The 13,977-nt window shown below is 72.7% G+C and carries 15 protein-coding genes; 8 read left to right on the forward strand and 7 right to left on the reverse strand.

Annotation, left to right across the window (positions count from 1 at the left end; translation table 11 throughout):
* Positions 1-5: 5 nt before the first annotated feature.
* Positions 6-992, reverse strand: a complete 987-nt coding sequence (locus ACP7CD_RS10020; protein WP_035923709.1) for a GlxA family transcriptional regulator — start codon at positions 990-992, stop codon at positions 6-8.
* 102 nt (positions 993-1,094) lie between these two features.
* Here ACP7CD_RS10020 and ACP7CD_RS10025 point away from each other — a divergent pair, with 102 nt between their 5' ends.
* Positions 1,095-1,709, forward strand: coding sequence for a hypothetical protein (locus ACP7CD_RS10025; protein WP_426120123.1), 615 nt, complete (start codon positions 1,095-1,097; stop codon positions 1,707-1,709).
* Between the two features lie 35 nt (positions 1,710-1,744).
* On the opposite strand, the gene ACP7CD_RS10030 is transcribed toward ACP7CD_RS10025, so the two are convergent.
* Together ACP7CD_RS10030 and ACP7CD_RS10035 are read right to left on the reverse strand one after the other, a co-directional pair.
* Positions 1,745-2,116, reverse strand: coding sequence for a VOC family protein (locus tag ACP7CD_RS10030; RefSeq protein WP_109269092.1), 372 nt, complete (start codon positions 2,114-2,116; stop codon positions 1,745-1,747).
* 76 nt (positions 2,117-2,192) lie between these two features.
* A complete protein-coding gene (locus ACP7CD_RS10035; RefSeq protein ID WP_426120124.1) occupies positions 2,193-2,777 on the reverse strand; it encodes a dihydrofolate reductase family protein in 585 nt (194 codons plus the stop codon).
* A gap of 88 nt (positions 2,778-2,865) precedes the next feature.
* Between ACP7CD_RS10035 and ACP7CD_RS10040 the strand changes: the two genes are divergently transcribed.
* The 7 genes from ACP7CD_RS10040 (at position 2,866) to ACP7CD_RS10070 (ending at position 9,327) form a co-directional block, all read left to right on the forward strand.
* Entirely contained in the window at positions 2,866-3,717 is an 852-nt protein-coding gene (locus ACP7CD_RS10040; protein WP_426120125.1) for a helix-turn-helix domain-containing protein, read from the forward strand.
* A 78-nt stretch (positions 3,718-3,795) separates the two neighbouring features.
* The gene (locus ACP7CD_RS10045) at positions 3,796-4,416 is read left to right on the forward strand and encodes a TetR/AcrR family transcriptional regulator (protein WP_109269090.1); all 621 of its coding nucleotides are present in this window, start codon (positions 3,796-3,798) and stop codon (positions 4,414-4,416) included.
* Between the two features lie 145 nt (positions 4,417-4,561).
* On the forward strand, positions 4,562-5,251 hold the full coding sequence (locus tag ACP7CD_RS10050) for a VC0807 family protein (RefSeq protein WP_426120126.1): 690 nt from the start codon (positions 4,562-4,564) through the stop codon (positions 5,249-5,251).
* Between the two features lie 148 nt (positions 5,252-5,399).
* The gene (locus tag ACP7CD_RS10055) at positions 5,400-6,236 is read left to right on the forward strand and encodes a hypothetical protein (RefSeq protein ID WP_109269089.1); all 837 of its coding nucleotides are present in this window, start codon (positions 5,400-5,402) and stop codon (positions 6,234-6,236) included.
* 290 nt (positions 6,237-6,526) lie between these two features.
* Positions 6,527-6,691, forward strand: coding sequence for a hypothetical protein (locus ACP7CD_RS10060; RefSeq protein ID WP_017834952.1), 165 nt, complete (start codon positions 6,527-6,529; stop codon positions 6,689-6,691).
* Between the two features lie 175 nt (positions 6,692-6,866).
* A complete protein-coding gene (locus ACP7CD_RS10065; protein WP_109244002.1) occupies positions 6,867-8,216 on the forward strand; it encodes an HAAAP family serine/threonine permease in 1,350 nt (449 codons plus the stop codon).
* An 85-nt stretch (positions 8,217-8,301) separates the two neighbouring features.
* Positions 8,302-9,327, forward strand: a complete 1,026-nt coding sequence (locus ACP7CD_RS10070) for a LacI family DNA-binding transcriptional regulator (protein ID WP_109269087.1) — start codon at positions 8,302-8,304, stop codon at positions 9,325-9,327.
* Here ACP7CD_RS10070 and ACP7CD_RS10075 read toward each other — a convergent pair.
* Genes ACP7CD_RS10075 through ACP7CD_RS10090 form a run of 4 tightly spaced genes read right to left on the reverse strand, consistent with a single transcriptional unit; the run spans position 9,293 to position 13,917 of the window.
* The gene (locus tag ACP7CD_RS10075) at positions 9,293-10,651 is read right to left on the reverse strand and encodes a glycoside hydrolase family 32 protein (RefSeq protein WP_272026488.1); all 1,359 of its coding nucleotides are present in this window, start codon (positions 10,649-10,651) and stop codon (positions 9,293-9,295) included. The genes ACP7CD_RS10070 and ACP7CD_RS10075 overlap by 35 nt on opposite strands.
* Entirely contained in the window at positions 10,648-11,535 is an 888-nt protein-coding gene (locus tag ACP7CD_RS10080) for a carbohydrate ABC transporter permease (protein WP_095650109.1), read from the reverse strand. Before ACP7CD_RS10080 ends, ACP7CD_RS10075 begins: the two co-directional genes overlap by 4 nt.
* A 28-nt stretch (positions 11,536-11,563) precedes the next feature.
* Positions 11,564-12,514 (reverse strand): carbohydrate ABC transporter permease, encoded by a 951-nt coding sequence (locus ACP7CD_RS10085; RefSeq protein WP_419720442.1) that lies wholly within the window; start codon positions 12,512-12,514, stop codon positions 11,564-11,566.
* Positions 12,511-13,917 carry an extracellular solute-binding protein gene (locus ACP7CD_RS10090; protein WP_176475267.1) on the reverse strand — a complete coding sequence of 469 codons (1,407 nt, stop codon included), beginning with the start codon at positions 13,915-13,917 and terminating at the stop codon, positions 12,511-12,513. The genes ACP7CD_RS10085 and ACP7CD_RS10090 overlap by 4 nt, the downstream gene beginning before the upstream one ends.
* Positions 13,918-13,977: the final 60 nt, after the last annotated feature.

Genomic DNA, 13,977 nt, shown 5'->3' on the forward strand with positions numbered 1-13,977 from the left:
CGCGGTCAGGACGCGGGCGCGGCCCGGGGCGGGCGGCTGAAGCGGGCCCGGTAGTCGGTGGGCGAGATCGCGTACCGGCCCACGAAGCTCTGCCGCAGGGCCTCGGCGGAGCCGAACCCGCACCGCTGGGCGATCGCGGCCGCCGGCAACGAGCTGGACTCCAGCAGCCGGGCGGCGGCGTCGGTCCTGGCCTCCCGCACGAACCGGGCCGGCGGCAGGCCCAGGTGCGCGTCGAAGAGGCGGGTGAGGTGGCGGGGGCTGACCCCGACGTGGTCGGCGACGGCCGCGGTGGACAGGTCCGCGTCCAGGTGGGTGGTGATGAACCCGATCGCCTGCTGCACCACGTCGTTGCCTCCTCCGGAGACGCCGGTGAACAGGCTCATCTGGGCCTGGTTGCCCGGCCGCTGCAGGTAGGTCACGAGGTTGCGGGCCACCTGGCGGGCCAGCGGCACGCCGTGGTCGTCCTCGATGAAGGACAGGGTCAGGTCCAGCGCGCTGGTGACCCCGGCGGCGGTGGCGATCCGCCCGTCGCGGATGTAGATCGGGTCCGGGTCGACCTCGACCTGCGGATAGCGGCGGGCGAGGTCGGCGGCGAAGCGCCAGTGCGTGGTGGCGCGCCGCCCGTCGAGCAGCCCGGCGGCGGCCAGGACGCTGGCGCCGGTGCACACGGAGGCCACCCGCCGGCTCGTGGCCGCGAGGCGCCGCACGTGCCGCAGGAGGGGCTCGGCGTCGGCGGCGCGGTGGTGGCCGAGGCCGCCGGTCACGATCATCGTGTCGACCGGTCCGAGCACGTGCTCGAGGGCGCCGTCCGCCTGCAGGGTCAGACCGGTCTCGCAGCGGATCGGGACCCCGCGCAGGCTCAGCACCTGCACCCGGTAGGGGTCGCGCGGCCGGCCGATCATGTTGGCCAGGGCCAGGGGCGTGGTGATGCAGGCGATGTCGAGCAGCTCCGCCCCGTCGTAGGCGATCACCGCCGTGGCACGATCAGCCATCAGGTTCCCCTGTCACCCGGTGTGGGACGAGTATCCCAGGATTCCGGACGCAGCGGAGGACGGGTCCGAAGAGTGACGTCCGGCCGCTCCTACCCTCGTGGCATGAACCACCGGTCTCCGTCCGCAACCCTCTCCGCTCCGGCACCGACATCGTCGGCGCCCCGACCCGTCCTGGCGATCGCACGGCGGTGGCCCGCGGTCCTCGGCCTGGCGTTCGCCGCGTTCAACCTCGCCACCGACGACCCGCGCAGTGTCACAGCCGTGCTCCTGGTGCTGGTGCTGGCGACGACGGGGTACGTGGTGATCGCCGTGCTCGTCCGTCCCCGCTGGTCCTGGCCGGTGCTCGCCGTCCTGGTCGTCCTCGTGGTCACGGCCCGGCTCGCCGGGGCGGGGCCGGTCGTCGAACTGGCCGCCATGACCGCGGTCGTGCTGGGCGCCGTCGTCGGCGGCGCGGTCCGTGGCACCTTCTCGCGGCCCGGGGCCTATCGCTGGCAGCCGTTCGCCGCCGTCGGGTTCATGGCGCTCGCACTCGGTGCGCTCTGGCTCTCCCCGGAGGCAGGGCGCGTGCTGGTCGCTGCCGGCCTGATCGGCCACGCCGCGTGGGACCTGGTGCACTGGCACCGCCACGAGGTGGTCTCGCGATCGCTGGCCGAGTGGTGCGGTGCCCTCGATCTCGCCCTCGGGGTCGGCGTCCTCGCTCTCGCCCTCGCCGGATGAGCCCGGGCCGACCGGGAGGGAGTGCACGGCGGTCGTCAGCGGCCCGGACGCTCGTGGAACTGCAGCCGGTGTCCGTCCGGCGCCTCGACGGTGGCGTAGGTCCCCCACGGCTCGCTGACCGGATCGGACACCGTGGCACCCCTGGAGCGCAGCTCCGCCACGGTCGCCGCGACGTCGTCGGCGGTGAAGGTCAGGTGGGCGCCCTCGCCGGGATCCTTGCCGGAGGCCGAGGCCGCCGACAGGACGATGGACGTCTGCGCGCCGGGGGGCCTGACCTCGATCCAGCGAGCGCCCCCGCCCATGTCGGCGTCCGTGACGACGTCGAATCCCAGGGTGTCCCGGTAGAACGCCAGGGCCTCGTCCTGGTCGCCGACGTACAGCACCGCCGCCGCGACGTTCGTGATCATGAGTTCCTCCTGTGTGAGCTCTTTCCCATGGACAGGTGAGGTCGATCGGCCTCAGGTCCCCATCATGACGGGCCGCTCACGCCCGTGTGCCGTAGACGAGCGCGACGGTCCCGAGGTCCGTCCTGGCGACCGATCTCAGCGCGAGCCGGCGTGGGACCGGCAGCTCGCCGAACAGCCGCTTGCCGGATCCGAGCAGCAAGGGGTGGACGAACAGCCGGATCTCGTCGACCAGGTCCTCCGCGAGCAGCTCCCGGCAGAGCACGCCGCTGCCCAGCACGGCGATGTCCCCGTCCTCGCCCGCCCTCAGCCCGCGCACGGCGTCGACGACGTCCGTCGAGAGGATCCGTGTCCCCGGCCACGCGGCCTCGGTCAGGGTCCGGGAGGCCACGTACTTGGGGGTGGCGTTCAGATGCGCGGCCACGGGGTTGTCGGCCGGCTGGTGGGGCCAGAACGCGGCCATCTTCTCGTAGGTCCGGCGCCCGAAGAGGTAGCTCGAGGTCCTCGCGAACCCCGCGGATGCGGTGACCTGATGGACGCTCCCGGCATAGGGGGCACCCCAGCCGCCGTGCACGAACCCGCCCTCCGGGTCCTCCCCGGGTGACCCCAGCCCTTGCATGACTCCGTCGACCGTCAGAAACTCGATCATGACCAGCGCGCCCATCGTGGGGTCCTCTCCTCGTCCTCCTCCGACGGTAGAACTCCGGGGCCGAGGGGGTCTTGAAGAAAGCGGCACGGCACAGAGGGCAGACGTGAGCGGGTCCGCACCGACGGTCCTCCGGCAGGCCGTTCCGCCTCCGCTGCGGGGGCTGGTGGCGGGGATCGTGGGCTTCGACGAACTCGCTCCGCCGGGAGGACGGTCCCGGGTGCAGCCGGTCGGCAGCTTCCTGGTGCTGGAGATCTCCTTCACCTCACCGCTGCACGTCCGGGCGCTTCCGGCGGCAGCGGAGACGGTTCACGGTGCTTTCCTCGCCGGGCTGATGCCCGGTCCGGTGCGCACGGTCTTCTTCGACCGGCACGCCTCCGTGCAGGTCTATCTGACCCCACCGGGCGCCTGCCGGCTGCTGGGCGTGCCGGGCCGGGAGACCGCCGGGCACGTCCTGCCACTGGCGGACCTGGTGCCGCGATGGGGCCACGACCTGCCCGACCGGCTCGCCGAGGCGCCGGGCTGGTCCCAGCGTTTCGCGATCGTGGTCGACGAACTGGTGCGGCTCGCCGGGTCCGGGGCACCGGCCGATGCCCTGGTGGAGTGGACGTGGTCGGAGCTCCAGCAGACGGGCGGACAGGCGCGGATCGCGGATCTGGCACGGCGCTCGGGCTGGAGCGTGCGGCACGTGCGCGCGCGCTTCGACGAGGTGACCGGGGTCCCGCCCAAGGTCGCAGCACAGATCATCCGGTTCGAGCGCCTGCACGCGGAGCTGGGGAGCCGGAGTCTCGGGGCGCTCGCCGCTCGGCACGGCCTCTCGGACCAGAGCCACCTCACCCGGGAGGTGCGGTGCTTCGCGGGCGAGACGCCCCTCGCCCTCGCGCGGGCACGGCGGCCCACTGCGTTCACCCTGCTCGGGACACGCCCTCTTCCCTCTCCGACCTCTCAGACGGTGTGACGAGTCCTGTCCCGACCGCGGGGCGTCACACTCGGCCCTCCCCTTTCCCGGGTTGACCGCGCGGCCTATATTTTGACCATGCGGTCAAACGAGGCCTCGGGTGACTCCCCGACCTTCACGGAGACGGCCCGCCGGGCCCAGATCCTGGCGTGTGCGATCGAGGCCATCTCCGAGTCCGGGTACGGGCGGGCCTCCCTGGCCGAGATCGCCCGCCGCGCCGGCGTGAGCAAGGGCGTGGTCTCCTACTACTTCACGTCCAAGGACGAGCTGCTGGCCCAGGTGGTGATCGACGTCTACCGCCGCGCCGGGGCCGCCATCGCGGCCCGCACCGACGCCGAGACCGACCCCTCGGCGGTGCTGACCGCCTACGTGGAGGCGAACCTCGCCTTCCTGGGCCGGCATCCGGCGGACCTCCGGGCGGTCACCGAGATCGTGATGAACCTGCGCGCCCCGGACGGCGCCCCCCGGTTCACCCCGTCCGGGGCCGACCCGGTGCTGGCCCACCTGGAGCGCCTGCTGCGCGACGGGCAGGAGACCGGGGCCTTCCGGGACTTCGACGCCCATGCCCTGGCGATCCTCGTCCGCGGGGCGATCGACACCGCCTCCGGGCGGCTGGTCACCGACCCGGACTTCGACCTGGGCACCTACACCCGCGAGCTCGTCTCCGTGATCGGGCTCGCGACCCGGAAGAGACCCTGAGGAGAGCGCTGTGAGCGTCCCGGACCCCATCCCGCGGCCGACCGTTCCCCCTGCCGGGACACCACCGGACCGGAACCCTGCGCCGTCGCCGGCCCCGGACGGCGGTGCGGTCCCGAGCGGCGGTGCGGTCCCGGGCGGAACGCCGGTGAGCTGCCGGCGTCACCCGCTGGTGGGACTGCTGGGCGCAGGCCTGGGCCTGCCCTTCGCCCTGTACTACGGACTGCGACTGGCCGGGGCGGAGCCCTGGGTGGCGCTGGTGCTCGGCGGGCTCGCCCCGCTGCTGCGCGTGCTGGGCGCCGCGGCCCGCACCCGCCGGCTGGACCGGCTCGGGGCCTTCACCCTGTCCGTGCTGGCCCTCAACACCGCCGTGGGGCTGATCACGGCCGACGCCCGGCTGCTGATGGCCCTGGGCGGCTGGCTCACCGCACTGCTGGGCGCGTGGCTGCTGACGAGTCTCGCCGGCGGCCGGTCCGCGCTCTTCGACGCCACCGTGGCTCTGATGCCCGCCGAGGCCGCCACCCGCTGGAGGCACGGCTGGGAGCAGGACCCGGTGTTCCGCCGGATCTTCCGGGCGATGACCGCGGGCTGGGGAGCCGCCTTCCTGATCGGGACCGGCGCCCGAGCGGTCATGGCCTACACCCTGCCCGTCGACGCGGTCCCGGTCGCCGCCGCGGCGCTGCTGCTGGTGCTGCTGGTCGCCGTCGTCCAGGCCGGCAAGGCGTACGGGCGGCGGCACCTGGGCCCGCCCGCCGCGCCGGCCACGGCGGCCGGGCCGCCCCCGGCGCCCGGCGGTCCGGGCGCCCGGAGCGGACCGGACGGTGACCTGGGCCTTTGACGCCACGTTGCGCCCACAGGGGACCGCAAGGTGTGAGAGTTCCCACTCGGCCTGTGCTTTCCCAGGTCAGTCCGGATAATGGGGAAGGCTGGCCCGAGCATCGTCGCGGGGATCAGCACCCCCTTCCCCGCAACCGAAGCAGGACAGCATGACTCTGGAAAAACCACGCACCGAGGCCCCCGCGGCCGAGGACCATCCGCAGGCACCGGCCGAGGAGCAGTCCGAGAAGAAGAGCCCGGCCCTGAACATCCCGGGCCTGCTCGCCGGCGCCGCCACCGCCGCGACCATGTCCGTGATCGGCGGCCACCTCAGCGTCGCCGGCACCGTCCTCGGCGCCGCACTGACCAGCATCGTCTCCGGCATCGCCATCGTCATCTACTCGACCTCGCTCGAGAAGAGCCGCCGCGGCCTGAAGAAGGTGAAGACCACCGTGGCCCAGCGCGTGCTCGCCCGCCCCGGCCTGGACTCCTCCGAGTCGGACGGCAGCACCGCCGTGGCCGCCGGCAGCCGCTGGACCGCCCTGCGCCCGCGCCTGAAGCCCGTCCTGGTCTCCACCGGCGCCGTCCTCGGCCTCGCGGTCGCGGCGATCTTCGGCATCCAGGCGCTCACCGGCACCGAGCTCTCCGGGGGCACGGGCACGATCCAGCGCACCGTGACCGGCAGCGAGTCGGTCTCCGTGCGCAGCGACGTTGCCCCCGCCCCGGTCGAGGACCCGGCCGCCGGCACCGGCGAGGTGGCCCCTGCCGAGGGGACCGTCCCCGACGCGGAGGTCACCGTGGCCCCGGGTGGAGTCGTTCCGGGCGAGGTCGCCCCCACGGACGGAGCGGTGACCGAGGACGACACCACGACCGGCGGCACCCTCCCGGACACGAGCGGCCAGGAGTCGGAGAGCGGGCAGACCGACACCGTCCAGCCGGGCGCCGGCGCGGCCGCCGAGCAGGCCGTGCCGGGCGCCGACGCCGGTGCGGTGCCCGCGGCGCCGTAGACGGCAGCACACCGGAAGGACCGGGGCGGGGACGTGGATACCACGTCCCCGCCCCTTCCCGTGCCGGCCCCTGTTCCTGGACGCAGGCCGCGCCATCTTTCGTCATGTTCGCCTGTTGCCCCTGACCAGGCCCGATGTTGGCGCGGCTCCCACGAGGTCTGGACTTAAGTCGACTGACATATGTCCCGAAAGGCACCTAACTTGGCCTCATCCCGGCTGCGGTCGCAGGCGGGAGGCGATCGACGAAGGGGAAGACAGTGGCAGGGGTTCGAGAGGTTCGCGGAAATCAGGTGGCGCAGTGGCTGACGGTCGCAGCCGTCATGCTGTTCGTCGCCAACGGCGCCGTCCTGGCCCTGGGGTCCCAGGCCTACGGGTGGGCCACGCTGCTGTTCGCGGCGGCCGCGTACTTCGCGGTGTCCACCGGGATCGTGGGACGCCCCCTGCGACAGCACTGACCCGCCGGCACCGAGGTGCCGGTCCTGACCCACCGACGCTCCGTCGTCGTCCCGGCGGCGGTTCCGGGGCGCGGGTGCCGCTGCCCGGGAGTGACGCCGCCCGAGGCCCGGAGGGACGCGGTCCGGCTGGTATCGTCCCTGAGGTCCACCCCATGTGCACCCAGCGAGGACCACCATGTCGCGCTCCCCTGCCCCGCGGACGATCTCCGCCGACGCAGAATTTGTTCCCTCCCCCACGACCACGCCGACGACCACGAACCCCGCCCCGGACCGCTCGGCCACGGCACCCGGTGCCCGGAGCCGGCCCTCCGCGGTCGACACCGGCTGGATGCTCGGCCTGTTCGGCACCGCCATCGGCGCGGGCATCCTCTTCCTCCCGATCAACGCGGGGGCCGGCGGCCTGTGGCCGCTGCTCGTGGTGACGGTCCTCATCGGGCCGATGACCTACCTGTCCCACCGGGCCCTCGCACGCTTCGTCTGCGCCTCGCCGCGGAAGGGCGAGGACATCACGGTCGTGGCCCGCGACTACTTCGGGGAGGGCGCCGGGCGGGTGATCACCGTCCTGTACTTCCTCGCGATCTACCCCATCGTCCTGATCTACGGGGTGGGCATCACCAACACGGTCGAGAGCCTGCTGGTCAACCAGCTGGGCCTGCCGCAGGTGCCCCGCGTGCTGCTCTCCGGGGTGCTGATCGCCCTGATGATGCTGGTCATGGTCGCCGGTCAGCGCCTCATGCTCGCGGTGACCCGGTGGCTGGTCTACCCGCTGATCCTCGCCCTGCTGGGGGTGACGATCTACCTCGTCCCCACCTGGCAGGTGGGCGACCTCGCCGTGGTGCCGTCCGCCGGCGAGCTCACGCTGTCGGTGTGGCTGATCATCCCGGTGCTGGTGTTCGCGTTCAACCACTCCCCCGCGATCTCCCAGTTCTCCCTGGCGATGCAGCGCGAGCACGGGACGGACGCGCCCGCGGCGGCGTCCCGCGTGCTGCGCCGCACCACGGTCCTGCTGGTGCTGTTCACCATGGGCTTCGTCTGGTCCTGCGTCCTGTCCCTGGGCACCACCGGGCTGCAGGAGGCCCGCGAGGCCAACCTCCCGGTGCTCTCCCACCTGGCCAACGTGCAGGACAACCCCTGGATCGGCTACCTCGGCCCCGCCGTGGCGGTCGTGGCGATCGTCTCCTCGTTCTTCGGCCACTACCTGGGCGCCAGCGAGGGCGCGGCGGGGATCGTGCGCAGCATGCTCCCCGCCCGGATCCGGCAGCCGCAGGACCGGACGCTGCGCCGGGGGATCGCGGTCTTCATCTTCCTCACCACGTGGGCGGCCGCGGTGCTCAATCCGAGCATCCTGTCCCTCATCGAGTCCCTGGCCGGGCCCGTCATCGCCGTGATCCTGTACCTGATGCCGATGTACGCCGTGCGCCGGATCCCGGCGCTGGCGCCCTACCGGGGGCAGCTCTCCAACGTGTTCGTGACCGTCGCCGGGCTCGTGGCCATCAGCGGCATCCTCTTCACCCTCGTCCGCTGAGCCCCCGGCCCCGGGCGGGGCGTCCCCGATAGACTGGGGGCCGCACACCGACCCGGTTCGAGACCGGTGCTACCGCCGGAGGAACATGGCCCGCAACCCCACTGCCGCCGATGTCGCGCGCGAGGCCGGGGTCTCCCGGAGCGCGGTCTCGATGGTCCTCAACAACAACGCCGACGGCAACGTCTCGCCCACCGCCCAGCAGCGGATCCGGGAGGCCGTGCAGCGGCTGGGCTACGTGCCGAACGCGGTGGCGGTCGCCCTGCAGAGCCAGCGCACCAACACCATCGGCGTGATCACCGACGAGATCGTGACCAGTCCCTTCGCCGGCCGGATCATCAGCGGCGCCGGTTCCGTCGCCCGCCCGGCGGGCTACGTGCTCACCGTGGCCGACACGGAAGGGGTGCCGGGGCGCGACCTCGAGCTCGCCGAGGCCCTGATCCACCGGCACGTCGACGGGCTGGTCTACGCCACGGGCGGCCTCGTGGAGCTGGACCCGCCCGTGGCGCTGCTGCACCGCCCCGCGGTGCTCGCCAACTGCTACGACCCGCAGGAACGGCTCGCCGCGGTGATCCCGGACGAGGTGACCGGGATGCGCCGTGCCACCGAGCACGTGCTCGGCCTGGGGCACCGCCGGATCGCCCTGCTGACCGGCACGTCCGACTCGCCGGCCACGCCGCTGCGCCGGCAGGGCTTCGAGGCGGCCTGCGCGGAGTTCGGCCGCGAGGGCCTGCGGCTCACGGTCGAGCCGACCGGCTGGGAGATCCAGGACGGCTACCGGGCGGCGCAGCGGCTGCTCGCCCTGCCCGAGCCGCCGACGGCGGTCCTCGCGTCCAACGACCGCACCGCCACGGGCGTGCTGCTCTGCGCGGCGGCGTCCGGCCTGCGGGTCCCGGAGGACCTCTCCCTCGTGGGGGTCGACGACCAGCAGAGCGTGGCCGACCAGCTCGTCCCCGCGCTGACGACCGTAGCCCTGCCGCACCTGCGGATCGGGGCGCGCGCCGTGGAGCTGCTCCTGGAGCAGCTCCACGGCGTCGAGGTCCCGCCCGCGGTGGAGCGCATCGACTGCCCGCTGATCGTCAGGGCGTCGACGGGCCCAGCGCCCACCCGGTGACCGCGCCCGGCTCGACCGCCGCGCACCAGGTCTCGCCGTCCTGCGGATAGGCCCGGAGGGTGTGGGAGGGCCCGTCCTGCGCGTAGACCTCCACCAGGGAGCCGTCGACCACGACCGTCGCCGCGCGCCCCGACCAGACCTCGCGCTCGCCGGCGGGACCGCGCAGCAGCAGGCGCACGGCGGCGTCCGGGCCCGTGGCGCGGAGCTCGGCGGCGTCCGGCAGCTCGACCGTCCCGTCCGCGGACGCCGGCTCGAGGGGCTCGCGCCGGTGCCCCGCGCACTCGGCTGCGGGGGCCGCGACGAGGACGTCGCCGTCCAGGCGGAGCTCGCGCGGCCAGGTGAGCAGACCGGCCCACCCCTCCTCGTCGCTGACCTCCTCCGGCCGCGTCTCCCACGACCAGCCCCACAGGAGGGTGCGGTCCTCCAGGGCCAGCACCTGGGGCGCGTAGAAGGCCGGCCCCGTGTCCACGGCGCCACAGGCCTCGGGGGTGAAGCGGGGGGCGGCTCCCCGGGCCCGGGCCCCGTCGTCGTCGTTGTCGTTGTCGTTATCGGGGTCCGCGTCCATGTGCCCGACGATGTAGCGCACGTCCTGCAGCCGGCCCGACCCGTCCTCCTGGCGCATCCACCGGGAGACGATCAGCACCCAGCGGGACACCTCGCCCTCGACCACCTCGAAGATCTGGGGGCACTCCCAGATCGAGGCGTCGAGGTCAGCGCTGAGCACGGGGTGGTCCGAGGTCAGCCACACGCCCAGGTAGGTCCAGTGCGCCAGGTCGGCGGCGTCGTAGAGCAGGATCGCCGCCCGGCCGTCGGCCAGCCCCGCGCCCTGGAGGGCGTACCGCCGCCCCGCCCAGCGGAAGAGGAACGGATCGCGCACCGCGACGACGTCGGGGTCCTCGGGCATCCCCGCCGCCGTGACGCCCTCCTGCCGCCAGGACCGCAGGTCCTCCGAGCCGGTGGCCAGCGTCACGCGGGACCGGTTGTCGCCGGCCTCGACACCGCTGTAGACCGCCACCGGGCGCCCGTCGTCGACGGTGAGCACCCCGGACCAGCAGCCGAACGCGTCGGGGCCGTGCTGCTGCGGGCGCAGGGCCACCGGCTCCTCCTGCCACGTCACCAGGTCCGGTGAGGACAGGTGCCCCCACTGGATGGCGTCGTGGCGTGCGGAGCCGGGGTTGTACTGGAAGAACACGTGCCAGGTGCCGTCGACCCGGCACAGCCCGTTGGGGTCGTTGAGCCAGCCCCGGGCCGGCCGGGGGTGGGTGCGGGGGAAGGCCCGGCTCATGGGCAGGACGGCGGAGGCGGTGCTGGGAGAGAGGGTCATTTGCTGCTTCCTGCGGTGAGGCCTTCGCGCAGGTAGCGCTGCCCGAAGACGAAGACGATGAGTGCGGGGATCATGGAGATCACGACGCCCGCCAGGACCACGGAGATGGAGCCCGTGCCCAGGTTCCCCTGCAGGGACACGAGGCCCAGGGGGAGGGTGAAGTTCTGCTCCGAGATGGTCAGGATGAGGGGCCGGAAGAACTCGTTCCAGTGGTAGTTGAACGCCAGGATGCCCACGATGGCCATGCCCGGCAGGGACAGCGGGGCGTAGATGGAGAAGAAGGTCCGCCAGGGGCTCGCCCCGTCCAGGGCGGCGGCCTCCGCGAAGTCGTTCGGCAGCCCCATGAAGTACTGGCGCATCAGGAACGTGCCGAACGCGGTGGGGATGGCCGGGATGATCAGCGCCAGGAGGGTGTCGGCCAGGCCCATGCCGCGGACCAGCATGAACACGGGCACGATCGTCACCTGGACCGGGACCATCATGGTGGCCAGGACCACGCCGAACATCAGCCCGGAGCCCCGGAAGCGCATGCGGGCGAAGACGTACCCGGCCATGGCCGCCGTCAGCATCTGCCCGGCGGCGATGAGGGCGGTGACCAGCGCGCTGTTGAGGACGAGCCGCACCAGGTCGATCTGCCGGGCGACCTCGGCGTAGGCCGTGGTGTCCGGGTCGGTCGGGAAGAACTTGGGCGGGAGGTCGAACGCCTCGCTGGGGCTTCGCAGCGACGTCGACAGGGTCCACATGACGGGTCCCAGGACCGCGACGGCGGCGACGATCAGGAAGAGGAAGCCGGCGACGCGTCCCGGGGTGGGCAGCCCCCGGCGCCGACGACGGCGGGGCGCGGAGCCGGCCGCCCGGGACGGGGTGTGAGCAGGTGCAGACATGAGGTGGTCCTTCGTCGGTCGGGAGAGCTCACTGGTAGTGGACGTAGCGCCGGGAGAGGCGGAACTGCGCCAGGGTGACGAGCATGATGAGCACCATGAGCACCAGGCCGATGGCGGACGCCTTGCCGAACTCCAGCTGCTGGAACGCCGTCTGGTAGACGACCATCACGGCGGAGCGGGTCGAGTCCCCGGGGCCGCCGCGGGTGAGCACGTAGGGCTGGTCGAAGACCTGCAGCGCCGTGATGATCGCCGTCACGGACGCCACCAGGAGGGTCGGGCTGACGAGGGGCAGGGTCACGTTGCGGAACTTGGACCAACCCTTGGCGCCGTCGAGGTCGGCCGCCTCGTAGAGCTCCTTGGGGATGGACGCGATCCCGCCCAGCAGGATCAGGAACGTGAAGCCGAAGTTCTGCCACACGTAGACGAGCACCACCACGAGCGAGGCCCCGGTCGTGGTGGTCAGCCAGGGCACCGCGGGCAGGCCGACATTGGTGAGGAGCCAGTTCACGACGCCGAACTGCTCGTTGAACATGTAGCGCATGAAGATCGAGACGCTGGCCGCGGAGAGGATGAGCGGGAAGAAGAACGTGGAGCGGAAGAACAGCCGCAACCAGCTCGGCATCTTCCCCTGCACCAGCACCGCGAGGGTCATCGCGAGGGACAGCTGCAGAGCCACCGCGACCACCACGAACACGATCGTGTTGAGGAAGGAGACCCGCACGGTCCGGTCCGTGACGAGCTCGGTGAAGTTGCGCAGCCCCACGAACTCGGGCGCGGAGATGATGTCCCACTGGAAGAAGGCCAGCACCACGGAGGCCAGGATGGGCAGCACCGTGAAGACGCCCATCCCGATGACGGTGGGGGCCAGGAAGACGACGGTCATCCACCCCTCGGCCCGGGAGCGGGTCCGCCGCGGCGGCGGCGCCGGTGCGGGGACCGTGGTCCGGGCGACGTCCGGTGCCGGTGCGATGGTGGTCATGAGTCCTCCCCGAGGATGAGAGCGAGTTCGGTGTCGAGCCGGTCGAGGGCCGAGGTCATCTGGCCGGCGCCGCCGCCCATGGCGACCGCCACGTTCTTCATGAGCGCGGACTCGACGGCGGCCTGCTGCGGCGGGGCGGGAATGGGACCGGTGCTGGGGAAGCGGTCCAGCGTGTCGTAGAAGACCTGCCAGTGCTCGGGACCGGCCCCGCGGTAGAAGTCCGCGGTGACCATGGAGCGCCGGCTCGGCGTGGTGTTCGGGTGGGGGGTGGCCAGCTGCATCGACTCCTTGCGGGCCGTGAACTTGATCCACTCCCACGCCTGGTCCTTGCGCTCCGAGGTCTTCATCAGCGCGTAGCCGGCACCGCCGAACTGGTGCCGCTGCGTGCGCCAGCGCGGGAAGAACTGCACGTCGAAGGCCTCCGGCCCCATCCCGGCCTCGTTCAGCCCCTGCGCCCAGTACCCGCCGGCCGGGGTGGCGCCCACGCGGTTGGAGGCGAACAGGCCGATCAGGGCGTTGCCGCCGCCCTCCTCGGGGCGCACGCCGAGGCCCTCCTGCACGAGCTCCCGCAGGTAGTCGAACGTCTCCGTGACCCGCTCGTCCCGGACGTTGGAGCCCGTCCACAGGTAGCCGCCGCTGCGGTCGGCACCCGCCGGGTGGTCCCCGTAGAAGCCGTTCCACAGCCATCCGCCGCCCGGCGCCTTCTCCTCGGTGAGGAAGCTGGTGCCGTTGGCGTAGAGCCAGGGGACCACACCGCCGAACAGGCGGTTCGTCCAGTAGTAGGGGCGGAAGGAGCCCTCGTTGGAGCGCTGCATGGCGCGCATGAGCCCCGTGAAGTCGTCCTTGGTCCAGTCGTCGGCGGGCCGCTCCGCCCCGGCCCGGCGCAGCGCCGCCGTGTTGAGGTACATGTTGGCCGCGTTGAACTCCAGCGGCAGCTGGTACAGGTTCCCCTTGTACATGAAGGCCTCGACGAGGCTGGGGTGCACGTCGCGGAAGTACTCGCCCATCGTGGCGGCGTCCCGCTGGACGAAGCTGTCGAGGGGCACCGCGAGCCGGTCGGCGAACAGCTGGGTGCCCTCCGTGGCCACGTACACCAGGTCCGGCGCCTGGCCGGCCGCGACCATGGTGAGGATCTTGGAGAAGAAGTCGCCCCAGTCGGCGCTCTGGACGGCCTGGATCCGCACCGGGATGTCCGGGTGCTCGGCCCGGAACTCGTCCACCAGCTGCTGGCGCTTCGCGGCGTCCTGGGACGTGCCCTGGATCGCCACCGTCAGGACGTCATCCCCGCGACCGGGGATGTCGGAGGCGGTCAGGCGCGGCCACGCCCCGACGGTGGCCCCGGCCAGGGCGACGCCCCCGACCCCCAGTAGCGCGCGACGGGTCATGCTGCTCGCTGCAGTCATCCGCGTGTCCTCACTCTGCTGAACTAACACGTGTCAGGTTCCTGACACGTGTTAGGAGAG

Origin of the sequence: Kocuria sp. LHG3120 (assembly GCF_049897445.1) — a bacterium.
GTDB classification, from domain to species: Bacteria; Actinomycetota; Actinomycetes; order Actinomycetales; family Micrococcaceae; genus Kocuria; species Kocuria rosea.